Source organism: Micromonospora sp. NPDC047738 (assembly GCF_040642675.1).
Classification (GTDB): Bacteria; Actinomycetota; Actinomycetes; order Mycobacteriales; family Micromonosporaceae; genus Micromonospora.
On record NZ_JBEYSO010000007.1, the window covers coordinates 242,587 to 265,912 of the forward strand.

The 23,326-nt window shown below is 72.0% G+C and carries 24 protein-coding genes; 15 read left to right on the top strand and 9 right to left on the bottom strand.

What is annotated here, in order from left to right; all coding sequences use genetic code 11:
• Positions 1-3: 3 nt before the first annotated feature.
• Positions 4-1,587 carry an acyl-CoA carboxylase subunit beta gene (locus tag ABZ783_RS14650; RefSeq protein ID WP_357437705.1) on the bottom strand — a complete coding sequence of 528 codons (1,584 nt, stop codon included), beginning with the start codon at positions 1,585-1,587 and terminating at the stop codon, positions 4-6.
• A 97-nt stretch (positions 1,588-1,684) separates the two neighbouring features.
• On the opposite strand from ABZ783_RS14650, the gene ABZ783_RS14655 reads away from it, so the two are divergent.
• Both ABZ783_RS14655 and ABZ783_RS14660 read left to right on the top strand, forming a co-directional pair.
• Positions 1,685-2,560, top strand: coding sequence for a biotin--[acetyl-CoA-carboxylase] ligase (locus ABZ783_RS14655; protein ID WP_357437709.1), 876 nt, complete (start codon positions 1,685-1,687; stop codon positions 2,558-2,560).
• 128 nt (positions 2,561-2,688) lie between these two features.
• Positions 2,689-3,261: a PH domain-containing protein gene (locus ABZ783_RS14660; protein WP_357437712.1), complete on the top strand. Its 573-nt coding sequence runs from the start codon at positions 2,689-2,691 to the stop codon at positions 3,259-3,261.
• A 94-nt stretch (positions 3,262-3,355) separates the two neighbouring features.
• On the opposite strand, the gene ABZ783_RS14665 is transcribed toward ABZ783_RS14660, so the two are convergent.
• Positions 3,356-4,075: a GtrA family protein gene (locus tag ABZ783_RS14665; protein ID WP_357437715.1), complete on the bottom strand. Its 720-nt coding sequence runs from the start codon at positions 4,073-4,075 to the stop codon at positions 3,356-3,358.
• A 63-nt stretch (positions 4,076-4,138) separates the two neighbouring features.
• On the bottom strand, positions 4,139-5,032 hold the full coding sequence (locus tag ABZ783_RS14670; protein WP_357437718.1) for a GtrA family protein: 894 nt from the start codon (positions 5,030-5,032) through the stop codon (positions 4,139-4,141).
• A 136-nt stretch (positions 5,033-5,168) separates the two neighbouring features.
• On the opposite strand from ABZ783_RS14670, the gene ABZ783_RS14675 reads away from it, so the two are divergent.
• From ABZ783_RS14675 to ABZ783_RS14690, 4 genes are all read left to right on the top strand, one after another.
• Positions 5,169-7,013, top strand: a complete 1,845-nt coding sequence (locus ABZ783_RS14675) for a phosphoenolpyruvate carboxykinase (GTP) (RefSeq protein WP_357437721.1) — start codon at positions 5,169-5,171, stop codon at positions 7,011-7,013.
• A 37-nt stretch (positions 7,014-7,050) separates the two neighbouring features.
• Positions 7,051-7,896 (top strand): hypothetical protein, encoded by an 846-nt coding sequence (locus ABZ783_RS14680; protein ID WP_357437724.1) that lies wholly within the window; start codon positions 7,051-7,053, stop codon positions 7,894-7,896.
• Between the two features lie 40 nt (positions 7,897-7,936).
• Positions 7,937-9,085 (top strand): geranylgeranyl reductase family protein, encoded by a 1,149-nt coding sequence (locus ABZ783_RS14685; RefSeq protein ID WP_357437726.1) that lies wholly within the window; start codon positions 7,937-7,939, stop codon positions 9,083-9,085.
• An 83-nt stretch (positions 9,086-9,168) separates the two neighbouring features.
• Positions 9,169-9,939, top strand: coding sequence for an isoprenyl transferase (locus tag ABZ783_RS14690; protein WP_357437730.1), 771 nt, complete (start codon positions 9,169-9,171; stop codon positions 9,937-9,939).
• Positions 9,940-9,977: 38 nt separating this feature from the next.
• Here ABZ783_RS14690 and otsB read toward each other — a convergent pair whose 3' ends face one another.
• The 3 genes from otsB to ABZ783_RS14705 form a co-directional block, all read right to left on the bottom strand.
• Positions 9,978-10,802: a trehalose-phosphatase gene (gene otsB, locus ABZ783_RS14695; RefSeq protein ID WP_357437733.1), complete on the bottom strand. Its 825-nt coding sequence runs from the start codon at positions 10,800-10,802 to the stop codon at positions 9,978-9,980.
• A gap of 67 nt (positions 10,803-10,869) precedes the next feature.
• On the bottom strand, positions 10,870-11,223 hold the full coding sequence (locus ABZ783_RS14700; RefSeq protein ID WP_357437736.1) for a hypothetical protein: 354 nt from the start codon (positions 11,221-11,223) through the stop codon (positions 10,870-10,872).
• Positions 11,224-11,385: 162 nt separating this feature from the next.
• On the bottom strand, positions 11,386-11,826 hold the full coding sequence (locus tag ABZ783_RS14705; RefSeq protein WP_357437738.1) for an XRE family transcriptional regulator: 441 nt from the start codon (positions 11,824-11,826) through the stop codon (positions 11,386-11,388).
• Positions 11,827-12,090: 264 nt separating this feature from the next.
• Between ABZ783_RS14705 and ABZ783_RS14710 the strand changes: the two genes are divergently transcribed.
• From ABZ783_RS14710 to ABZ783_RS14735, 6 genes are all read left to right on the top strand, one after another.
• Positions 12,091-12,432, top strand: coding sequence for a hypothetical protein (locus tag ABZ783_RS14710; RefSeq protein WP_357437741.1), 342 nt, complete (start codon positions 12,091-12,093; stop codon positions 12,430-12,432).
• A 91-nt stretch (positions 12,433-12,523) separates the two neighbouring features.
• Positions 12,524-12,958, top strand: coding sequence for a hypothetical protein (locus ABZ783_RS14715; protein ID WP_357437744.1), 435 nt, complete (start codon positions 12,524-12,526; stop codon positions 12,956-12,958).
• Positions 12,959-13,302: 344 nt separating this feature from the next.
• Positions 13,303-14,718 (top strand): PhoH family protein, encoded by a 1,416-nt coding sequence (locus ABZ783_RS14720; RefSeq protein WP_357437747.1) that lies wholly within the window; start codon positions 13,303-13,305, stop codon positions 14,716-14,718.
• Positions 14,719-15,001: 283 nt separating this feature from the next.
• The gene (locus tag ABZ783_RS14725; RefSeq protein ID WP_357437750.1) at positions 15,002-15,676 is read left to right on the top strand and encodes a lytic transglycosylase domain-containing protein; all 675 of its coding nucleotides are present in this window, start codon (positions 15,002-15,004) and stop codon (positions 15,674-15,676) included.
• Between the two features lie 116 nt (positions 15,677-15,792).
• Positions 15,793-16,452: a rhomboid family intramembrane serine protease gene (locus ABZ783_RS14730; RefSeq protein ID WP_357437753.1), complete on the top strand. Its 660-nt coding sequence runs from the start codon at positions 15,793-15,795 to the stop codon at positions 16,450-16,452.
• 104 nt (positions 16,453-16,556) lie between these two features.
• Positions 16,557-17,525, top strand: a complete 969-nt coding sequence (locus ABZ783_RS14735) for an NAD(P)/FAD-dependent oxidoreductase (protein WP_357437756.1) — start codon at positions 16,557-16,559, stop codon at positions 17,523-17,525.
• Between the two features lie 37 nt (positions 17,526-17,562).
• Here ABZ783_RS14735 and ABZ783_RS14740 read toward each other — a convergent pair whose 3' ends face one another.
• Positions 17,563-18,255 (bottom strand): WHG domain-containing protein, encoded by a 693-nt coding sequence (locus ABZ783_RS14740; protein WP_357437759.1) that lies wholly within the window; start codon positions 18,253-18,255, stop codon positions 17,563-17,565.
• A 143-nt stretch (positions 18,256-18,398) separates the two neighbouring features.
• On the opposite strand from ABZ783_RS14740, the gene ABZ783_RS14745 reads away from it, so the two are divergent.
• On the top strand, positions 18,399-19,316 hold the full coding sequence (locus tag ABZ783_RS14745; RefSeq protein WP_357437909.1) for an NAD-dependent epimerase/dehydratase family protein: 918 nt from the start codon (positions 18,399-18,401) through the stop codon (positions 19,314-19,316).
• On the opposite strand, the gene ABZ783_RS14750 is transcribed toward ABZ783_RS14745, so the two are convergent.
• Together ABZ783_RS14750 and glpX are read right to left on the bottom strand one after the other, a co-directional pair.
• The gene (locus tag ABZ783_RS14750) at positions 19,285-20,289 is read right to left on the bottom strand and encodes a DMT family transporter (protein ID WP_357437762.1); all 1,005 of its coding nucleotides are present in this window, start codon (positions 20,287-20,289) and stop codon (positions 19,285-19,287) included. The genes ABZ783_RS14745 and ABZ783_RS14750 overlap by 32 nt on opposite strands.
• The gene (glpX, locus tag ABZ783_RS14755) at positions 20,286-21,317 is read right to left on the bottom strand and encodes a class II fructose-bisphosphatase (RefSeq protein ID WP_357437765.1); all 1,032 of its coding nucleotides are present in this window, start codon (positions 21,315-21,317) and stop codon (positions 20,286-20,288) included. The genes ABZ783_RS14750 and glpX overlap by 4 nt, the downstream gene beginning before the upstream one ends.
• 160 nt (positions 21,318-21,477) lie before the next feature.
• Here glpX and ABZ783_RS14760 point away from each other — a divergent pair, with 160 nt between their 5' ends.
• Positions 21,478-22,176 (top strand): DUF4245 domain-containing protein, encoded by a 699-nt coding sequence (locus ABZ783_RS14760; protein ID WP_357437768.1) that lies wholly within the window; start codon positions 21,478-21,480, stop codon positions 22,174-22,176.
• A gap of 111 nt (positions 22,177-22,287) precedes the next feature.
• Complete coding sequence (locus ABZ783_RS14765; protein ID WP_357437771.1) at positions 22,288-23,109, top strand: hypothetical protein; 822 nt, start codon at positions 22,288-22,290, stop codon at positions 23,107-23,109.
• Positions 23,110-23,326 lie beyond the last annotated feature (217 nt).

A 23,326-nucleotide genomic window follows, 5' to 3' on the forward strand; every position in this document is an offset into this window, starting at 1 on the left:
GCGTCAGAGCGGGATGTTGCCGTGCTTCTTGGGGGGCAGGGTCTCGCGCTTGGTCCGGAGCACCCGCAGGGCCCGGACGATCTGGGTCCGGGTCTCGTGCGGCGGGATCACGCTGTCGACGTACCCGCGTTCTGCCGCGATGTACGGGTTGGCCAGGGTGTCCTCGTACTCGGCGATCTTCTCGGCCCGGACGGCCGCCGGGTCGTCGGCCTTCGCCAGGTCCTGCCGGTAGAGGATGTTCACCGCGCCCTGCGCGCCCATCACCGCGATCTGCGCGGTGGGCCAGGCGAAGTTCAGGTCGGCGCCGAGGTGCTTGGAGCCCATGACGTCGTACGCGCCGCCGTACGCCTTGCGGGTGATCACGGTGACCTTCGGGACGGTGGCCTCGGCGTACGCGTAGATGAGCTTTGCGCCGCGGCGGATGATGCCGTCCCACTCCTGCCCGGTGCCGGGGAGGAAGCCGGGCACGTCCACGAAGGTCAGTACCGGGATGTTGAACGCGTCGCAGGTCCGCACGAACCGGGCGGCCTTCTCCGACGCGGCGATGTCCAGCGTGCCGGCGAACTGCATCGGCTGGTTGGCGACCACGCCGACCGGGCGTCCCTCGACCCGACCGAAGCCGACCACGATGTTCTGCGCGTAGAGGGGCTGGACCTCCAGGAACTCGCCGTCGTCGAGGACGTGCTCGAGGACCCGGTGCATGTCGTACGGCTGGTTGGCCGAGTCCGGGATCAGCGTGTCCAGCTCCCGGTCGGAGTCGGTGACGTCGAGGTCGGCCGGGGACTCGAAGACCGGCGGCTCGTCCAGGTTGTTCGACGGCAGGTACGACAGCAGCGCCTTGACGTACTCGATCGCGTCCTCCTCGTCGGTGCCGAGGTAGTGCGCGTTGCCGCTGCGGGCGTTGTGGGTCCGGGCGCCGCCCAGCTCCTCCATCCCGACGTCTTCGCCGGTGACCGTCTTGATCACGTCGGGCCCGGTGATGAACATGTGGGAGGTCTGGTCGACCATCACGGTGAAGTCGGTGACTGCCGGCGAGTAGACCGCGCCGCCGGCGCACGGGCCCATGATCAGGGAGATCTGCGGGATGACGCCGCTGGCCCGGACGTTGCGGAAGAAGATCTCGCCGTAGAGACCGAGCGAGGCGACGCCCTCCTGGATCCGCGCGCCGCCGGAGTCGTTGATCCCGACGACCGGGCAGCCGATCTTCATGGCCAGGTCCATCACCTTGACGATCTTCTCGCCGAAGACCTCGCCGAGGGAGCCGCCGAAGACCGTGAAGTCCTGGGCGAAGACGCAGACCTGCCGGCCGTCCACGGTGCCGTAGCCGGTCACCACACCGTCGCCGTACGGCCGGGTCTTCTCCAGCCCGAAGTTGGTGGAGCGGTGCCGGGCGAACTCGTCCAGCTCGACGAAGGAGCCCTCGTCGAGCAGCATCTCGATCCGCTCCCGGGCGGTCTTCTTGCCCCGCGCGTGCTGCTTCTCGACCGCGCGCGCCGATCCGGCGTGCACCGCCTCGTCGACCCGGCGTTCCAGGTCCGCCAGCTTGCCGGCGGTGGTGTGGATGTTGATCCCGGTCTCGGTAGTCACCCAGGGAATATAACGATGGTTCAGGTGGGCGCGGCTGTGCAGTGCGCCTCACCGCCTTCCGGGCGACCGCCCGCTGCGCGGGCCGTAGGCTGGCGGGATGCCCAGCTCGCCGTACACCAATCTGGACCGCCCGCCGCTGTCGGCGGCCCGGCTGCGGCGCGCGCTCGTCGCCCCGCACGGGCCGTGGCGCCGGCTGGAGCTGCGCGCGGAGACCGGCTCCACCAACGCCGACGCGGTCGAGGCCGCGCGGGCCGGCGAGCCGGAGGGGCTGGTGGTGGTGGCGGAGCGGCAGAGCGCCGGCCGCGGCCGGCGCGGCCGGGTCTGGCAGTCGCCGCCGCGGGCCGGCATCGCGACCAGCGTCCTGCTCCGGCCTGGCGAGGCCGTCCCGGAGCGCGACTGGTCGCCTGTGCCATCCCTGCGGTACGGCTGGCTGCCGCTGCTTGCCGGGGTCGCGCTGGTCGAGGCGGTGGCCCGGCTGGCCGAGCTGGACGCCCGCCTGAAATGGCCCAACGACCTTCTCGTCAACGGCGCCAAGTGCGCGGGCGTGCTGGCCGAGGCGGTGCCGGGCGACGCGCCGGACCAGCCGCCGGCGATCGTGGTGGGCATCGGGCTCAACGTGACGCTGCGCGCCGACGAGCTGCCGGAGAACCCGACCGGGCTGCCCGCCACCTCGCTCCAGCTCGCCGGGGCCGCCGCCACCGACCGGGACCCGCTGCTGCGCGCCCTGCTCCGCTCCCTCTCCGACTGGTACGACCGCTGGCGCGCGGCTGGCGGCGACGCGGTCGCCAGCGGCCTGCGGGATGCCTACCTGGCCGGCTGCGCCACGGTCGGCCGCCAGGTCCGGGTGCTGCTCCCCGACGGCCGGGAGGTGCACGGCACCGCCACCGGGGTGGACCCGGACGGCCAACTGCTGGTCGACGGCCCGGCCGGGGAGCTCCGCCTCGCCGCCGGCGACGTGCTGCACGTGCGCTGAGCGGAAGGGCCCTTGCTGCCGCCTCCGGTATAGGAAGGGACCCCTCCCAACACCCGCCGCGCGGCTGATCCCGTGGACGAGCGTCGACCGGTTACGGTCAGCGCGTCCTGTTCTGCGAGGAGGTTCCCGTGGCGTTCCCCGAAGACGTGCTCACCGAGGACGAGCACGTCGTGCTGCACCTGCACCCGCACTGGAAGGCCCTGATCCGGCCGGTCCTGGTGCTGGTGCTCGCCATCGCGGCGGTGGTCGCGGGCTGGGTCCTGCTGCCCGAGGGCGACGGCGGCATGATCGCGCTCTACGTGATCGCCGCCCTCGGCCTGGTGCTGGTGCTCTGGCTGGGCCTGTGGCCGTTCCTGCTCTGGCGCACCACGCACTACCTTTTCACCAACGAGCGGGTGCTGCTGCAGGAGGGGGTTTTCTCCCGTAACCGGCGGGACCTGCCGCTGACCCGGATCAACGACCACTCGATGCACCAGCGTTTCGTGGAGCGGCTGCTCGGCTGCGGCACCCTCACCATCGAGTCGGCTGGTGAGCGCGGCCAGTCGGTGCTCGCTGACGTGCCGCACGTCGACAAGGTGCAGACCAAGCTCTACGAGCTGGTCGAGGCCCACCACGACAAGCACTCCCTGGGTGACGGCGAGATGCGCGAGATCCTGGCCGACATGCGCGAGGGCAAGTCCCTCCGCGACCCGTCCGCCTGACCCTCGCCCTGTTGACCAAGAAGTTTGCGCCGGATCCATCGGTGGTCCGGCGCAAACTTTTTGATCGACTCTGCTCGCGGTGCCCGCGGCCGGATCAGCGGCGGGGGCGGCGGGGGGTGGGCTGGAGTTCGGCGGCGAGTTCGGCGTCCAGGTCGGCACCGAGGACCCGCCCGAGGCCGGCATCCGCCGCGGCGGGCCGGCTCTGGGTCGGCGCGTAGTCCGGCCGGTGGTCGGCCGCCCGGGCAGCCCGCGGGGCCGGCCGGGGCTCGGTCTCCTCCAGCTCGCTGACCGACTCGGCCAGCTCTGCCACCGGGTCCATCTCGCCCACGTTGTCCCATTCGTCGCGCGGGATGCTGTGCCAGTTCTCCTTCGCGTGCTGCGGAGCCGGCTGGAAGACGAACGTCCGGTACGACCAGAAGCGGAACATGGTGGCGAGCAGGACACCGCCGGTCTTCGCGATGTTCAGCATGAGCAGGCTGGTCACGCCGAAGCCGTACTTCGCGGCCGCCAGTACGCCGAGTTCGATGAGCAGTCCGGTGGCGTTGAACAGGAAGAACAGGACGTATTCGCGGCGCAGGGCCGACTTCGGTCGATCCCGGTACGTCCAGTGCCGGTTCATCAGATACGACGTGATCGTCGCGACGATGGTGGCCACCACCGTCGCCTTGAGCTGGCCATCGCGGAAAACCGTGAGTGCTAGCGCGTTGAACACCGCGTAATTGATGACGGTGTTGATGCCGCCGACGATGCCGAATTTGAGCGCCTCGTGGATGAACTTCCGCCAGCGCTCGGGCAGCAGACGGACTCCAGGCATGCGAAACACCTTAGGGCAGCGGGCAGGGCCGGCTCGGCCCGGCGGGACGGGATGGGCGCTGGGTCACGCCCCTGACTCTCGGTCGTGGCTCGTTGCCGGAACGGGAGGAGTTCCCGCTTCCACGAAAACGAACCGCCGGTACGACCAGAATCGGAACAGCGTCCCGAGGCCGGTGCCGACGATGAAGCTGGCGATGTTGTCGGCCAGTGGAGTCTGGAACACGTGGGGCCAGAGGGCACCCAGCCCGTAGCGACTGATCGCGAGGCAGCCCACGGCGATGCCGAGGCCGACGCCGTTGAAGAAGAAGAACAGCGCGTACTCCCGGGCCGGGTGGTTGCGCTGGCGGTGCCGCCAGGTCCAGAACCGGTTACCGAGGAACGCCATGGTCGCGGCCACCACGGTGGAGATGGTCTTCGCCATCACCGGCGGCTCGTGCTGGACGCTGGCCAGGTAGTTGAAGAGCGCGAAGTCGACGAGGAAGGCGAGCCCGCCCACCGTGGCGAATTTGCTCAGCTCACGGACGAGGTGACCGAAACGGTCGATCAGTGCCCCGAGCAGACCTCGACGGGTCTGCGGAGCCCCCGGCTGGTCTCCGGTCATCGTCGCGGCCACCCGCCGAGAGTACCGGTTGGGCGTACCTGGACGGGGTAGCAACGGCGAGCGGGCGGCACCCGGGTCAGGCGTGCCGCCAAGGGCCGGGAGGTCCGCCTGCGGGACGTTGTGGTCACGCCGCCCCGCCTCCCCGCCCGTTCCCGCCTTTGTGAACGGAGCGTAACTGGCTGTCGCCGAATTGTGGACGGGATCACGGAAGTCACGGTTGGTGGGGTGGAAGGCCGCGACGGGTCGCTCCGCCGACGTCCGGCGAAGGTTCTTCACAAGATTTGCGTGAAACTGCGCGCGAAAGCGGGTATCAGATCGCGATGCCGCAGCGTGGCCGTACCTTGTGCAGTTCTTCACAACAAGTCCCACTGACTCGCGACGCAGGCCGGTTTACGCTGAGGCCAATCCCAGGTTTCCACGAAGGCGACGCGCCAGCGCGCCAGAACTCGTGCATCCAATACATCGGTCAGCGTCGACCACAAGGAGATGTGACATGGTTGCTCCGGCTACTGTTCGGGGTATCGATCAGGCCCCGACGTCCCACCCCAAACTGCTTGCCTGGGTACGTGAGGTCGCGGAACTGACCACGCCCGATCGGGTGGTCTGGGTGGACGGGTCCGATGAGGAGTGGCGCCGCCTCACCGACGAACTCGTCGAGAACGGCACCCTGATCCGGCTGAACCCCGAGAAGAAGCCCAACTCGTTCTACGCGCGGACGGACCCGACGGACGTCGCGCGGGTCGAGGAGCGCACCTTCATCTGCTCGGTTGACGAGGCGGACGCCGGCCCCACCAACAACTGGATGGCGCCGTCCGAGATGAAGCGCACCATGACCGAGCTTTACCGCGGTTCGATGCGCGGCCGGACGATGTACATCATCCCGTTCGTGATGGGTCCGGTCGAGGCGAAGAACCCCATGTTCGGCGTCGAGATCACCGACAGCGGGTACGTGGTCGCCTCGATGCGGATCATGACGCGGATGGGCGCCAAGGTCCTGGAGGCGATGGGCGACGACGCCGACTTCGTGCACGCGCTGCACTCCATCGGCGCCCCGCTCGCCCCCGGCCAGCAGGACGTGCCGTGGCCGTGCAACGACACGAAGTACATCTCGCACTTCCCGGAGACCCGGGAGATCTGGTCCTTCGGCTCCGGCTACGGCGGCAACTCGCTGCTCGGCAAGAAGTGCTACTCGCTGCGGATCGCCAGCGTGATGGGCCGCGACGAGGGCTGGCTCGCCGAGCACATGCTGATCCTCAAGATCACCTCGCCGGAGGGGCGGGTCTACCACGTCGCCGGTGCGTTCCCGTCGGCGTGCGGCAAGACCAACCTCGCCATGCTGGAGCCGACCATCCCGGGCTGGAAGGTCGAGACCATCGGCGACGACATCGCCTGGATGCGGTTCGGCCCGGACGGCCGCCTCTACGCGATCAACCCGGAGTTTGGCCTCTTCGGCGTCGCGCCCGGCACCGACTGGAAGACCAACGCCAACGCGATGCGGACGCTGGACCGCGGCAACTCGGTCTTCACCAACGTGGCCCTCACCGACGACGGCGACATCTGGTGGGAGGGCATGGGTGAGCCGCCGGCGCACCTGATCGACTGGAAGGGCAACGACTGGACGCCGGAGAGCGGTGAGCTCTCCTCGCACGCCAACAGCCGGTTCTGCACCCCGATCGCGCAGTGTCCGATCCTGGCCGAGGACTACTACGACCCGAACGGGGTGCCGATCGACGCCATCCTGTTCGGCGGCCGGCGCCGGGACACCGTCCCGCTGGTCACCGAGGCCCGCGACTGGGTGCACGGTGTCTACATGGGCGCCACGCTCTCCTCGGAGACCACCGCGGCGGCCTCCGGCGCGGTCGGTGTGGTCCGCCGCGACCCGATGGCCATGCTGCCGTTCATCGGCTACAACGCCGGTGACTACTTCCGGCACTGGATCGAGATGGGCAAGGGCGTCGACGGCGACGAGGCGAAGCTGCCCAAGATCTACTACGTCAACTGGTTCCGCAAGGACCCGGAGGGCAACTTCCTCTGGCCGGGCTTCGGCGAGAACTCCCGGGTGCTCAAGTGGATCATCGAGCGGATCGAGGGCCGCGCCGAGGCGGTCGAGACCCCGATCGGCATGGTCCCGGCCCTGGACGCGCTCGACGTCGAGGGTCTGGACATGACCCCGGAGGACGTCCGGATCGCCATGAAGGTCGACCCGGAGGAGTGGCGCAACGAGCTGCCGCTGGTCACCGAGTGGTTCGAGAAGTTCGGGGACAAGCTCCCCGGTGTCCTCTGGGCCGAACTGGACGCGCTGCGCGCCCGGCTCGACGCGGAGCAGCCGCAGCGATAGGTGTGCCGGTTGCCCGCACCGGGCAACATCGGATGCCATGAGGACGGCCGCCGAGACCATCGAGGTCCGGCGGCCGTCCGCCGTCCGGGCGCTGACCCTGCTGCTCGGCGTCACGGCGGCGGCCACCGTCGTGGTCGAGCTGCTCAACTGGTGGTACGCCCCGGGGCAGGAGTTCGGGCTCGCCGTACGGACCGGCTGGGCGATGCTCCGCTCGCTGGGTTTCCTGGTGCTGATCGGGCACGTGAACCGGGGCCGTGCCGTGGCGAAGCCGCTGGGGCTGATCCTCGCGGTGACCACGGTCTTCGCGGTGGGGCGGCTGGTCGTCCCCCGGGTGGGGGTGCCGCCGCTGCCCGGCCTGCTCGGCTTCGGGCTGCTCACCGGCCTCTGCGTGGCGGTGGTCGGGCTGCTCTACCGGTCGGACGTGGTCGGCGGCCACCTGGTCCGGCACCGCAAGGGCCTGGTCATCTCCGGGGGCCGGCTCTCCTGGCGGGAGGTCGCGCCGAAGCGTCCGGCGGTGACCGGGTGGCTGCTCACCGCCCGGGCCGCCGCGTTCACGTACAGCCCGCTGGTGCTGGTCCCGGCGCTGGTCGCGGGCGGGTCCATCCTGGACGGCCGGCTCAGCTCCGTACCCGCGGTGCTGTTCTGGTTCGCGGCCGGCATCGCGGTCAGCTACCTGGTGCTCTTCTGCACCGCGTTCCTGCTGCGCGGCCGGAGCTGGGCCCGGAAGCTGCTGGTCGCGATCACCCTCGGCACGCTCGCCGTCGACCTGCCGCTCTGCTGGTGGCTCCTCGGCCTGGACGGCCTCGTCCGCGACGGCGCCCCCCTCCTGGCCGCCGCCGCCCTGGCCCTCTACTCCCTCCACCGCGCGACGCAAAGTTCTTGATCAACGCCGACGGGGGTCCCGGCGGGGGGAGGATGGGTGGGTGGGTGCGGAGTGGGACGTGATCGTGGTGGGGGCGGGGCCGGCGGGGTCGGCCGCGGCGCTCTCCGCGCGGCGGGCCGGGGCCGCCCGGGTGCTGCTGCTGGACCGTTACGACTTCCCCCGCGACAAGGCGTGCGGCGACGGCATCGCGGCGCACGCGCTGGACGTCCTCGCCGAGCTGGGCGTGACCGGGGCGGTCGACGGGTACGCCCCGCTGCCCGTGCTACGTCTCGTCGGCCCGGGCGGCGGCACGGTGGCGCGGGAGCTGCCCCGGCCCGCGTACACGGTGCCCCGGGCGGTGTTCGACGCGCGGCTGGTGGCCGCGGCGGTCGCGGCCGGGGCGGAGCTGCGCCGGCACGCCGTACGCCGGGTCGACCTGCGCGCCGACCGGGTGGTGCTCGACGGCGAGTTGGCCGGGCGGGCCGTGGTGGGGGCGGACGGCGCCGGCTCGGTGCTCCGCCGGGCGCTCGGCCACCCGGTGAACCCGGACCGCCACCTCGCGCTCGCCATCCGCGGCTACGCCCCGGCGCTGCCCGGGCCGCCCGAGCAGCTCATCGTCACCTCGGCCCCGCGCTGGCCGGCGTACGCCTGGTCCTTTCCGATCGGCGACGGCCGGGCGAACATCGGGTACGGCGAGGTGCTGCGCGGCGAGCCGTTGACCCGGACGCACCTGCTGGACCGCCTGGCCGCCCTGCTGCCCGGCACCGACCCGGCCACGGTCACCGAGTTGCGGGCCCATCACCTGCCGCTCTCCACGCACCGGCCGGCGCCGGGGCGGGGTCGGGTGGTGCTGGCCGGCGACGCGCTCTCGCTGATCAATCCGTTCACCGGCGAGGGCATCTTCTACGCGCTGCGCTCCGGCGCGCTGGCCGGCGCGGCGGCGGCCGGCAGCCCGGCGCAGGCGGCCCGCCGGTACGCCGACGCCCTCCGCGGGCGGCTCGGCACGCACCTGCGGCACAGCTCGGTGGCGGCCTGGCTGGCCCGACGGCGCCAGGTGGTGGACGCGGCGGTCGGCGCGGCCCGGCGGGACGGCCGGGTCTACCGGACCGTGGTGGAGCTGGGACTGGGTGACGGACGTCTCGACGCCCGCACCCTGGCCATGATCGGCATCGGTCTCACCCGTACGACGACTTCAGCTCGGCGCGTCTAAAGCGCCGCGCCGCGACCTGAAGCCGTCGCGAGACCAGCCACCGCGACACTGATCTTCAACCTGGGTCGCTACCCTGCAAGGTGATGACTCTGCGGAAACTCCTCTACTCCGTGTACGAGCGCCGGCTGACGGCGAGGCTCGCGGGCAAGCCGGTGCCCCGGCACGTCGGCGTGATGTGCGACGGCAACCGCAGATGGGCCCGGGAGATGGGCTTCGTCGATCCGAACGACGGCCACCGGATGGGCGCGGAGCGGATCAAGGAGCTGCTGCGCTGGTGCGACGCGGCCGGCGTCGGGCACGTGACCCTCTGGCTGCTCTCCACCGACAATCTCTCCCGACCGGCCGCCGAGCTGGATCCGCTGCTCCAGATCATCGAGGATCTCACCACCGAGCTGGCCGAGGAGGGCAACCCCTGGCGGCTGCGCATGGTGGGCGCCCTCGACGTGCTGCCCGCGCACCACGCCGCCGCGCTCAAGGCCGCCGCGGAGCGCACCCGGGACCGCAGCGGCGGGGCGCAGGTCAACATCGCGGTCGGGTACGGCGGGCGGCGCGAGATCGCGGACGCGGTCCGCTCGCTGCTGCTGGAGCACGCGGCCAACGGCGGGACCATCGAGGAGCTGGCCGGCTCGATCGACGTCGACCTGATCTCCGAGCACCTCTACACCAAGGGCCTGCCGGACCCGGATCTGATCATCCGGACCAGCGGTGAGCAGCGTCTGTCCGGCTTCATGCTCTGGCAGTCGGCCCACTCGGAGTTCTACTTCTGCGAGCTCAACTGGCCCGACTTCCGTCGGGTCGACTTCCTTCGGGCCCTGCGCTCGTACGCCACCCGCCAGCGCCGCTACGGCGTCTGATCGCGGCTCGATCGCCCGGCCACCGGCCCGTGGCGCGGTCAGCGCAGCCGGGACAGGGCCGTGCTGAGGAAGTCGGCGAGGACGGCGGGCGACTCCAGGGTGAGGTCGGCGGCGTCGGCGACCTCGTGCCCGGTCTCCGGGTTGGCGACGGCCACGCAGACGCCGATGAAGTCCGGGTCGGCGGCGGCGCGGGCGCGCAGCGCGGCGAACGCCTTGAGGTCGGAGACGTCGTCACCGAAGTACCAGGCGCCGGCGGTGTCCCGGACCACCTCACCGATGACCATGCCCTTGTCCCGGTCGACCGGGGGCTTCAGCTCCAGCACCATGCGTCCGGCCTGGCAGCGCAGGCCCAGTCGCTCGGCCCGGGCCCGGCCCCATTCCTGGACCAGGTCGCCGAGCTGCGGGGCGGTGCGCCAGTGCAGGGCGACCGAGAGCCGCTTGAACTCCACGAGGGCGCCGGGCGGCAGTTCCGCGCGCGCCTGCTCGGCCAGTTCCGCCATGGTCGGCACCCAGGGCAGGGCGGCCGGCTCGGTCACGGTCTCCCCGCCGGAGTGGCTGTGCTCCAGCCCGTAGAGCCCGTAGAGGTCGATGCCGTCGAGGCCGCCGAGCTGGTCGCGGAGGAACTCCACCGGGCGCGCGGAGACGATGGCGATCCGGCGTACGTGCGGGGCGAGCGCCTCCAGGGCGGCGAGCACCTTCGGCGCGGGCCGCACGGCGGTGGGGTCGTCGTCGACCGGCGCCAGGGTGCCGTCGAAGTCGAAGAAGAACACCACGTCGCCGGCACGGGTGGCGGTGGCCCGCCAGGCGTGCTCCACGTCCAACGGGGTCTTCGGCTGCTGGTTGCCCAGGTTCAACGGCGGCACGCGCGACAGCGTACCCCGGTCACGGCGGCATATTCGTGGCCGAGACGTGACGTTCGGGCGACGTGGATCAGCGTTCGGCGGCTCCCCGTCCCCGGCGCCCGAACGGCACCACGGCCGCCTCCGGGCCGTGGCTCAGCAGGTAGCCCTCCACGAAGCCGGTGTTCCGGTCGCCGGTGTGCGCCTCGATCTCGTTGAGCCGCGCCACCAGGAACTCGGTCAGCGCGCTGACCCGGTCGTTGAGCCGGTCGTGCAGCTCGGCGAGGACGGCGAGGACCACCGCGGTGCCGGCCGTGGTGAGCGCGAAGAGGTTGACGATCAGGGGAAGCTCCCCGCCGTTCAGTACGCCCACCACCACGTTGCCGGTCACGCACGATGTCACCGACACCACCGCGACCACGACTGCCAACCATTTCAGGGTCATGGACAGACCCCTCCTTCTGTCCCGCAGGGCTGGGTTCGGCCTTGTCCCGTCCCCCCGCCGACGACGAGCCCCAGCAGTACGAATAGGGACGCTAGCGTGCCCGTTCCGTCCCCGGAGCGAAACGAACGGGTCTGACCTTCGGTTCTTTCGCCATCTGAGGAACTACCCGGCTTGTTTACCGCTATTTCGGAGATTGACGGGGAGAGTTGGCCGATAAGCGAGGTAGCGAATCGTTTCTCGAATATGGAATTTCTCCGCGTCCGACACGTTCGGGTCGACCAGTCGGCGGAGCAGTGCCTCGACGTCGGGGTCCATCGGCGGCGGGGTGGCGGCGGCGCGCGGGGTGGTGGCGCGGTCCCAGCCCAGGGCGGTGAAGGCGGCTGCCGGGTTGAGGCCCAGGCCCTCGCAGAAGGCGACCACCCGTTCCGCCTCGGGGTCGCTGGCCCAGTCCCCGCGTACCCACCGGTTGATGGTCTGCCGGGAGACCCCGGTGCGCCGGGAGACCTCGGTGCCGCTCCAGGCCCGCATGGCCCGCGCGTCGTCCAGCGCGCGGCGGACGAAGGTGGCGAAGGCGATCTTCCGGGCGTTGGCGGTCTCGGTCACTCCGTGACGGTACGACCCGTCGGCCTCGCGGGCGCGTCCCGGCGCGCTGCTGTCACGCTGACGTGACGAGGTTCTCGGATTTCCGGTAAACGATCCAGTGCTGCTCCTGAGGGGTGTCACCCGGGCAGAATAGAAGGACCCCAGGACGGCGGTAAACAGACGAAAAGCTGATACTGTCACGCTCATGAGACAACTTACGGTGTGTCACGTGCCTGAGACGATTAGTGCTCACATGCGTCACTCCGCGGGTGACGAGGGGGTGTCGTGACCGAGCTCGCGACCCGTGCCCAGGCCTTCGGCCTGATCGCGGACGGCGTGGCCGCCGGGCTGAGCGCGCCGTGGCGCCTCTACCTCGCCCGGGGCTGCCGGTACCTCTCGCTCAGTGTCGGTGACCGGGACGAGTGGAACGCCTGGCGGATCCACCTCGGCTGTCCGGAGTTGAGCGTCCGGGTCTACGACGCCGGCGGGGAGATCCGGCGCTCGTCGGTGGCCGAGGTGATCCTGGACGGCTGCCGGATCAGCGTCGAGCTGGTCGAGGAGGTCAGCACCGCCGACCTGGAACGGCTGCTGGTCGTCGACCCCGAGGTCGAGCCGGAGGAGCGATGACCCGGCGGGCCGACCTGGAGCGGCAACTCCCACTCGACGCGTCTGGCGCCGCGCCCCGAGTTGTCGACCCGACCTCTTCGGGAGCGACCGGATGAGCCCGTTCCTCGCCGTCGTGCTCGTACTCGTGCTCGGGTCGACCTGCTACGCGGCGGGTCGGCTGCACGGCCAGCTCAGCTACCGGATCGGCTACCGGTTCGGCTACCGGCAGGGATACTTCGACGGCGACCGGGGCGCCTGGCACCGGCGGCGCCGCGACGCGCAGGCCGCGATCGCCCCGGCACTGGCCGGTCCGGCGCCGGCGTCGGTGACCGCCCCGGCCACCCGCGCCGCGGCCCCGTTCGCCGGCACGGTCGCCCCCGCCGCGGTCACCGCGCGGGCGACCTCCGGCCCGGCCCTTCGGGCCACCGCGACCGCCCAGCTCGGCGGGCTCGCCACCCGGCAGGGCACCACGTACACCGGGTCCTCGTTCAGCGCCTCCGTCGCCGGCGGGCGGCCGACCGGGACCCTCGTCCGCCGGCAGGGCTGAGCCCGCCCCAGAGCACGGTGTGTCGTCCGCGGCGGACGCGCACCGTCGGGGCCACGTCAGACCGGTGACGGTGGCTCCGCCGGCCGGGATGCGCGCAGGGGGCATGCATCCCGGCCGGTTCCGCCGTGCGCCGTTCATCTCCCGGTCAGGTGAGATCCATCCGCACCACTAGCCGACGGGCTCAGGTGCCATTAGCGTCTAAGCATGGCGCGGGGTTTTCCCGGGCCAGCCGGAGAGCCCGGACCTGCGACCTCGCGCACGGGGCCCGCATCCGACCCCGTGTCCACCGGGCACCGGACGAGGCGGAACACGGGTGGCCGGGTGCCCATCCGCGGAGCAGGCCTGTGACGACTCGCCGTACCCCCGCCGGTGCCGACCAGACCCCGGCCGCGACTGCCACCACCCGCCGGACCACCCGCAGCCGCCGTGCGGCGGCAGCCGCGCCGGCCGGCACCGAGGAGCCCCGACCAGCCGGTCCGGCCTTCGTCCTGGACACCTCGGTCCTCCTCTCCGATCCCGCGGCGTTCCACCGCTTCGCCGAGCACGAGGTGGTGCTGCCGCTGGTGGTCATCTCCGAGTTGGAGGGCAAGCGGCACCACCCCGAGCTGGGCTGGTTCGCCCGCCGGTCGCTGCGCATGCTGGACGAGTTGCGGGTGCAGCACGGCCGGCTGGACCGGCCGGTGCCCGCCAACGACCAGGGCGGCACCCTCCGGGTGGAGCTGAACCACACCGACGACGGAGTGCTGCCGCCCGGCTTCCGGAACGAGTCGAACGATGCCCGGATCCTCTCCGTGGCGCTCAACCTCGCCGCCGAGGGGCGGGAGGTTACCCTGGTCAGCAAGGACATGCCGCTGCGGGTGAAGGCGGCCTCGGTCGGGCTGCGGGCCGACGAGTACCGGCACGGCCAGGCCAGCGACCCGACCTGGACCGGGATGGCTGAGCTGGACCTGGCCGAGGAGGAGATCGCCCGGCTGTACGCGGGGGAGACGCTGGACGTCGACGCGGCCGGCGATCTGCCCTGCCACACCGGGCTGGTGCTGCACTCGACGCGCGGCTCGGCGCTCGGCCGAGTGCTGCCCGACAAGACTGTCCGGCTGGTCCGCGGCGACCGGGAGGCGTTCGGCGTGCACGGCCGCTCGGCGGAGCAGCGGATCGCGCTCGACCTGCTGCTGGACGAGTCGATCGGCATCGTCTCGCTGGGTGGCCGGGCCGGCACCGGCAAGTCCGCGCTGGCGCTCTGCGCCGGCCTGGAGGCGGTGATGGAGCGCCGCCGGCACAAGAAGGTGATCGTCTTCCGTCCGCTCTACGCGGTCGGCGGCCAGGAGCTCGGATATCTGCCCGGCTCGGAGTCGGAGAAGATGTCGCCCTGGGCGCAGGCGGTCTTCGACACGCTCGGCGCGGTGGTGCACGAGAACGTGCTTGAGGAGGTCACCTCGCGGGGTTTGCTGGAGGTGCTGCCGCTGACCCACATCCGTGGTCGCAGCCTGCATGACGCTTTCGTCATCGTGGACGAGGCGCAGTCGCTGGAGCGGGGCGTGCTGCTCACCGTGCTGTCCCGGATCGGTCAGGGGTCTCGGGTGGTGCTCACTCACGACGTGGCCCAGCGGGACAACCTCCGGGTGGGCCGGCATGACGGGGTGACCGCGGTGATCGAGGCGTTGAAGGGTCATCCCCTCTTCGCACACGTCACCCTCAGCCGTTCGGAGCGTTCTCCGATCGCCGCGATGGTCACCGATCTGTTGGAGGACATCCCGCTCTGAGGCCGATCAGCCGGCATCTTTGTCCCTGTTTGATGGCCTTCACAATGTGGTGCAGGTCACAATTGGCCGGCTTCATTTCCCATCAGCCTCACCGTACGCAATGGTGTCCAACGAGCGCTCACGCACCAGGAAGATCGTCGAGCATCGTTCGCCACGGACGGCGGAGAGCCACGAACGCCGGTGCGTCGGCTGCGACCGCGGGTCGGGGCGCTCGCGACGCCGGCGCGGCCCACCGACGGCCACGCGTCGCGTCGCGTCCTTGCCCCCGACGAAGGGACACTTCGTGAGTCGGCTGTGGAGCCGGTTCGGTGCCCGTACGGCCGCTGTCGCGCTGCTCTCCGTGGGCGTTGCCGGCGGCTTCTATCTGGGCGAAGACCGACAGGTCCAGCAAGAGGGCCTGACTGCGCAGGCCGGCCTGGAGGTCGACCAGGCGGAGTACGCGTACCAGCGCGAGCGGCAGGCGGACCACCGCCTGGAGTCGGCCCGGCAGCGGGCCGCCGAGTACCAGGCGAAGCTGCGGGCGGCGGCGGCCGCCAAGGAGGCCGCCCAGCGGGCCCGGGAGGCCGAGGCGGCCGCCGCGTCCCGGAAGAAGGCACGCGAGGCGGCGGCCGCCACCAAGCCGTACGACGGGCCGATCCCGGCCTCCTGCGAGGAGTACAGCGGCAACCGGGCCATCGGTTGCGCCATCATGCTGCAGGAGGGCTTCGGCATCGACCAGTTCCCGTGCCTGGACAAACTCTGGACCAAGGAGAGCGGCTGGAACCACAAGGCCTACAACGAGGGGTCCGGCGCGTACGGGATCCCGCAGGCCCTGCCCGGCAGCAAGATGGGCTCGGTCGCGGCCGACTGGAAGACCAACCCGGCCACCCAGATCAAGTGGGGCCTCGGCTACATCGAGGGCCGGTACAACAACCCGTGCGGTGCCTGGCAGCACTCGCAGAGCAAGGGCTGGTACTGATCGGACGGTGACGACGGCGGGGTGGGCGGGGATCCGCCCACCCCGCCGTCGTCATGTCGGGGCGTGCCGGGGCGCCCGGGTGGCGGCCGGCCGGGATTGCTGATAGCTGTTGGTACGTGACCTGGCGCGATGGCTCGACGAGCGACGATCCCCGACGGTTCGGCACCGAGGCGTTCTACGCCGCCCTGGGCCGGGCCTTCGTCGCCATGTGCGCGGTCGTGCCGGTGCTGTTCCTCATCGAGGCGCTCGACGTCGGCCTGCACGCCAACCTCGACGTCACCGCCGGGATCATCCCGCACCGGATCCAGGGGCTCGACGGGGTGTTCTTCTCGCCATTCCTGCACGCCGACTTCAACCACCTCTACAGCAACAGCATCCCGCTGATCCTGCTCGGCACCTTCGTGCTGGCCGCCGGCACCCGCCGGTTCCTCTGGTCCACTCTGGTGATCATCCTGGTCAGCGGCCTGGGCGTGTGGTTCACCGGCTCCCCGAACTCGGTGGTGGTCGGCGCGAGCGGGGTGATCTTTGGCTATCTCGGCATCCTGCTGACCCGCGGCGTCGTCGAGCGGAGCTGGTGGAACCTCGCGGTGGTGCTGCTGGTCGGCCTGCTCTACGGCTGGCAGTTGCTCGGCATCCTCCCCACCGACGAGCTCATCTCCTGGCAGGGGCACCTGTTCGGGCTGCTCGGCGGGGTCGCGGCGGCGATCCTGTTCCGCCGCCGGGCTGATGGACCGGCGGGGGCACGCAGTGAGTCGCCCACGCTGACTCTGCCCTGACCGAGCATCGAGCCGTTGGCGTCAGGTGCTTGCCCGGAGGCACCGGCCCGCCTACCGTCGGGACCAGCACGCGTTGATCCGTGAGCGGGAAGTGACGGTGCGCCATGCGCGAGGTCGATGTCGCCGTGATCGGCGCCGGTCCGGCCGGGCTCTTCGCCGCCTACTACGCCGGGTTCCGCGGGCTCTCCGTGGCGGTGGTCGACGCGCTGCCCGAGCCGGGTGGGCAGGTGACCGCCATGTACCCGGAGAAGCTCATCCTCGACGTCGCCGGGTTCCCCGCCATCAAAGGGCGGGAGCTGGTGGCGAACCTGGTCGCCCAGGCCGCGCCGTTCCATCCCGAATACCTGCTCGGCGCGCGGGCGGAGAAGCTGTCGTACCTCGACGGACGGCCGGTGCTCGGCCTGGCCGGCGGTGAGCAGTTGCGCTGCGGCGCGGTGATGGTGACCGGCGGACTGGGCAGTTTCCTGCCCCGGCCGCTGCCGGTGGCCGACAGCTTCCTGGGCGGCGGGATCGTCTACTTCGTACCGCAGCCGGTCGAGCTGGCCGGCCGGGACGTGGTCATCGTGGGCGGCGGCGACTCGGCCTTCGACTGGGCGGTGACGCTTGAGCCGATCGCCCGCTCGGTGACGCTGGTGCACCGGCGGGAGAAGTTCCGCGCCCACGCGTCGACCGTCGCCCGGGTGCGGTCGCTGCCCGTCCGGCTGGTGGTCAACGCCGAGGTGACCCGGTTGCACGGCGAGGATCAGGTGACCGGCGTGGAAATCACCGTACGTGGCGGCGGGGTGGAGACCCTGCCGGTGGACACCCTGGTCGCCGCCCTCGGCTTCACCGCCGACCTGGGCCCGCTCGCCGAGTGGGGGCTGCGGCTGGACCGGCGGCACATCCTGGTGGACAGCGCGATGGCCACCAACCTGCCGCGGGTCTTCGCGGCCGGGGACATCACCGAGTACCCGGGCAAGGTCCGGCTGATCGCCACCGGCTTCGGCGAGGCGGCCACGGCGGTGAACAACGCCGCGGTGGTCATCGACCCGACGGCCCACCTGTTTCCCGGGCACTCCTCCGACGGCACCTGACCGCCGACGTTCCGCACGTTGCCGAGGTGAGGGCGGGTCACGCAGCGGGCAGGCCGATGAGGTCGGCCATCAGGGCGGTCTGGTGGTCGAAGTACTCGTCGCGGTGCGGGATGACCCCGTTCAGCCGCCCGAACAGTTCGAAGCTGATCAGCCCGAAGAGCTGGGTCCAGCCGGCCAGGCCGCGGGCCAGCAGCGCCTCCGGCAGGCCGGGGGAGAAGCCGGCGGCGAGCTCGGCGAGGTCGGCGCGGACCGGCTCGGGCAGCTCCTCGTCGGGCGGGCTGAGCCGGCCGGCGGCTAGGCCGTCGCGGAGGATGCCGACCAGGGTCAGCGGGGGCCGCGCCGCCGGTGCGACGGTGTCCTTCGGGGCCGCGTACCCGGGGACCGGGCTGCCGTAGAGCAGCGCGTATTCGGCGGGGTGGGCCAGCGCCCAGGCCCGGGCGGCCTCGCACGCGGCGTGCCAGCGTCCGCGTAGGTCGGCCCGGTCGACGGCGGCGTCGGCCGCTTCCACCGCCTCGCCGAGGGCGTCGTACGCCTCGAGGATCAGCGCGGTGAGCAGGTCGTCCCGGCTGGGGAAGTAGCGGTAGATCGCCGAGGAGACCATGCCCATGTCGCGGGCCACCGCGCGCAGGGAGAGGTTCGCGCCGTCGGTGGCGAGATGGCGGCGGGCCACCGCCTTGATCTCGTCGATCATGCCGGCACGGACCCGGGCGCGGAGCGTGTGAGCCACCATGCCCCCCACTCTGCCACGGCCGAGAGCGCTAATCAAAACCAAGAGCAGTGCTCTTGACAGTGAGCGGCCTGCGGTCCATGCTGGGGAGGTCGTAGGGAGAGCACCGCTCTCGGATTGGATCCATGCTTCGAAGGGTGGCCACCATGGCCCTGCACGTGATCGTCGGCGCCGGACCCGTCGGCACCGCCACCGCCCACCTCCTCGCCGAGCGGGGCGACCGGGTGCGGGTGGTGACCCGCCGCGGCACCGGACCCGAGCACCCGGCGGTCGAGCGGGTCGCCGCCGACGCCGCCGACCCCGCCCGGCTGACCGCGCTGACCGAGGGCGCGGTCGCGCTGCACAACTGTGCCAACCCGGCGTACCACCGGTGGCCGGTGGACTGGCCGCCGCTGGCCGCCGCGCTGCTCACCGCCGCCGAGCGGACCGGCGCGGTGCTCGCCACCGTCGGCAACCTCTACGGGTACGGCCCGGTCGACGGCCCGATGACCGAGGCGACCCCGCCGGCCGCGACCGGCACCAAGGGGCGGGTGCGAAACCGGATGTGGGCCGACGCGCTCGCCGCGCACCGGGCCGGCCGGGCCCGGGTCACCGAGGTGCGCGGCTCCGACTACTTCGGCGTCGGCGGCACCTCGCTGGCGATGATGGTGCTGCCCCGGGTGCTCGCCGGCCGGCGGGTCTTCCTGCCGGTGGACTGGGACGCCCCGCACACCTGGACGTACATCCCGGACGTCGCCCGTACCCTGGTCGCCGCCGCGACCGACGAGCGGGCCTGGGGGCGGGCCTGGCACGTGCCCAGCGGGCCGGCCGTACCGATGCGGGACCTGGCCGTCCGCGCGGCGGCCCTGACCGGCGCGCCGGCGGCGAAGCTGACCCGGATGCCCTATCCGGTGCTCTGGCTCGGCGGCCTCGCCAACCCGATGGCCCGCGAGCTGCGGGAGACCGCCTACCAGTTCGACCGGCCGTACCTGATGGACTCGTCAGCCGCCACCGCCACCCTGGGCATCGAGCCGACCCCGCTGGACCAGGCGATCAAGGAGACGGTGGCGGGGCTGCGCGGCTGACCGTCAGCTTCAGCGGCGGTCCGAGCGCGGCGACGAGGACCGCGACCAGGGTCAGCACCGCGCCCAGCAGGGTGGCCGGCCCGGGGTGCGAGGCCGCCGTCGGCAGCGCCACGTCCAGCAGGACCGCGCCGACGATCTGCCCGGCGATGGTGGCCAGGCCGAGCAACAGCACCCCGGTGAAACGGACGATGGCGGCGGCCAGCGCGATGAACACGATGCCGATCGGGCCACCCAGATAGAGCCAGGGCTCGCTGGGCAGGGCGCCGCCCGGGCGGCCCCGGACCGCCACCTCCACGGCGAAGGTGGCGAGCAGCGCGACGGTGCCGACGGCGAAGTTGACCAGGGTGGCGGCCAGGGCACTGCCGGCGGCTCCCCGGACCCGGCCGTTCACCGCCTGCTGCCAGGCGATGCCCACTCCGGCCGCCAGCGGCAGCAGGGCCAGCGCCAGGGCGCGCGGGTCGCCGAGCCGGTCGCTCACCGCCAGCAGCACGGCCAGCACGGTGAGCACCGCGCCGACCAGCCGGTTCGGGGTGACCGGCTGGCGGCCGGTCGGACCGATGCCGGCCCGGTCCACCAGCAGGCTGCTGCCGGACTGCCCGGCCACCACGGCGACGGTGAACACGGCCACCCCGAGCGTGCCGATGGTCAGCCCCTGGGTGGCCACCAGAAACGCGCCGCACACCCCGCCGAGGCACTGCCACGGCCGCAGGGAGCCCTCGCGCAGCGCCCCCCGGAGGGCGGCCAGGCCCCGCCGGCCGCCCGGGGTGCCGGGAACCAGCACCAGCAGCACGAGCAGGCCGAGGCCGAACGAGACCACCGCGGCGGCGATCCCGTCGGCCAGGCGTACGCCCAACTCGCCGTTGATCCGGGACTGGACGGCCACCGCCACCCCCGAGGCGGTGGCCAGCCCGACGCCGGCGATCCGCCGCGCGGCCGACAGCGTGGGGGGCGCCGCCGTCCCGGTCGCGGTCACTCCTGCTCGGCCAGGGGTCGTCCGTCGAAGTCGACCGCCGAGTAGAGGGCAAGCTTCTCCAGCCGGTGGTACGAGTCGATCACCCGGATCGTGCCGCTCTTGGAGCGCATCACGATCGACTGCGTGTACGCCCCGCCGGCCCGGTAGCGCACGCCACGCAGCAGGTCGCCGGAGGTCACACCGGTGGCCACGAAGAAGCAGTTGTCCCCGGTGACCAGGTCGTCGGTGAACAGCACCCGGTCCAGGTCGTGCCCGGCGGCGAGCGCCTTCTCCCGCTCCTCGGCGTCCTTCGGCCAGAGCTTGGCCTGCATCATGCCGCCCATGCACTTGAGCGCGCAGGCCGCGGTGATGCCCTCCGGGGTGCCGCCGATGCCCATCAGCACGTCGACGTCCGACTCGCCACGGGCGGCGGCGATGGCACCCGCGATGTCGCCGTCGGAGATGAACCGGATGCCCGCCCCGGTACGCCGGATCTGCTTCACCAGGTCGTCGTGGCGGGACCGGTCCAGCACGCAGACCGTCACCTCGGCGACGTCGGTGCCCTTGACCTTGGCGATCCGGCGGATGTTCTCGGCCGCCCCGGCGTTGATGTCGACCACGTCGGCGTACATCGGGCCGACGGCGAGCTTCTCCATGTAGAAGACGGCGCTCGGGTCGAACATCGCGCCACGCTCGGCGACCGCGAGCACCGCGAGGGCGTTCGGCATGCCCTTGCTCATCAGGGTGGTGCCGTCGATCGGATCGACCGCCACGTCGACCTCGGGGCCGGTTCCGTCACCGACCTCCTCGCCGTTGAAGAGCATCGGGGCGTTGTCCTTCTCGCCCTCGCCGATCACCACGACCCCGCGCATCGGGATCGAGTTGATCAGCTTGCGCATGGCGTCGACGGCTGCCCCGTCGCCGCCCTCCTTGTCGCCCCGGCCGACCCAGCGGCCGGCCGCCATCGCCGCGGCCTCGGTGACCCGGACCAGGTCGAGGGCGAGGTTGCGGTCGAGGTTCTGCGGGGTCCGCGTCCTGGTGGTTGTCATCACGGCTTCCTCCTCGCGACGTTGCGGGGTGGGACCGGCACGCTGCGGCCGTCGCCGCCGCCGGCTTTGTCGCTGATCCTCACACGATGACAGGTCGCGCGCCGGGTCGGGGCGGAGGAGGCCAGGATCACGTCACCCGGACGGCTGCGAGAATGGGCGGGTGGAAGCCGCACACCCTGCCGATCGCGTACCGACCGACGCCACCCCGCCGGACGGCCAGCCACCCGTCCGGTCGACCGCCGGGCCGACCCCTCCAACGGCCGGCGAGCCCGCCCTCGTGGAGTCGTCGGGCGGGGTCGCGCCGCTGGCCGACGCGGGCGACCACGCCGCGCCGCCCGCGCGGAAGGACCGGGCGCGCTCCGAGCGGTCGCCGCGGGACATGGCGCTCTCGCTGCTGGTGCTGCTGGTCCCGATCGCACTGCTGCTCGCCTTCTACCGAGGCGTCCTGGGTGGGGACGAGCCGGCCACGGTCGATCCGGCACCCGCCATCGAGCAGGCCCGGTCGGCGGGCGCGTTCCCGGTCAGCCCGCCGGAGGGGCTGAGCTCCGGCTGGCGTACGGTCAGCGCGCGCTACCAGGCCGAGGCGGGCGGCGGGACGCTGCGGATCGGCTACCTGACCCCGGAGGGGCGCGGCGCGCAGCTCGTGGAGAGCAACGTGGCCGCCGACAAGCTGCTCCCCGCCGAGCTGAAAGGTGGCCAGCCGCAGGGGCCGGCCGACCTGGCCGACGGTAGCTGGCAGCGGTACACCGCTCGGGGCAACGAGCAGGCCCTCGTCCTGCTGGAACCGAACCGGACGGTGATCGTCGTGGGCGACGCCCGGGACAACGAGCTCCGCCAGCTCGCCACCGCCGTGCGCTGATCCGCCCGTTTCCGGTGCCCCCCAAGCGCCGGGGCCGGTCCGCTAGGCTGCCCGGGCCGGACAAACTGGCACGCATCACGCGTCCGTACCAAACACCGGAAAGAGAACAACGTGAACATTCGACGGTGGAGCGTCGGCGTCCTCGCCGCCGCCCTGTTCGTCCCTGCTCTGGCCGCCTGCAAGTCCGAGGCCGGCTCGCCGAGCGCCGACAGCAAGTCCGCCGCCGCCCAGGGGATTCCGGCGGACCCGAAGGAGGCGCTCGCCGCCGCCACCAAGGAGATCCAGAAGGGCAACTTCACCTTCGGCATCAAGGGTGGTGAGTTCAACGGCAGCGGGACCGTACACATGCCGTCCAAGAGCGCCGAGATGAAGCTGGAGAGCGGGCAGACGGCCAACGACGACCTCGCGATGTCGATGCACCTCGTGTTCATCGACGCGGACAGCTGGGTCAAGCTCGAGCTCGCCGGGGCGATGGCCGACGCCGTCCCCGGCTTCAAGGCGATGAAGGGCAAGTACCAGCACCTGGACCGCAGCAAGATCAAGGACGCCAAGGAGCTGAACTTCGACTTCACCAACGTCGACCCGGCGGGCACCGACAAGATGATCAAGGCGATCACCGACGTCAAGCAGACCGGCGAGGGCACGTACGCGGGCACGATCGACGCCACCAAGGCGAGCGACTCCGACCTGCTCGACGCCGAGACCGTCAAGGCGCTCGGCGCCCAGGCCAGCGCCGTGCCGTTCACCGCGAAGCTCGACGCGCAGGGCCGGCTGACCGAGTTCGCCGTCCAGGTGCCCGCCGCCAGCGGCGCCGAGGCGCAGGCCGTGACCGTCACGTACGCCGACTACGGCAGCGCCGCCGCCGTTAAGGCGCCCCCGGCCGGCCAGGTCGTCGAGGCGTCCGACCAGCTGTACCAGATGTTCCAGAGCTGATCAGGGTGCGGGTGGGGGCGGCGTAGGTCGTCCCCACCCGACGCGGGGTCGTCCGCCCGGAACGGACAGGGATTGCCGAAGGCCGCTTCCGGGAACAGATGAGGGCACGAGCCCGCCGGGGCGCGACGCCGGCCGGACGGGCTCGTGCGCCGCAGCCGGCGTCAGGGCAGCGGCGCCCCGCCTCCGGCACCTCCGTGGGCCGGACGACCCACCTGGA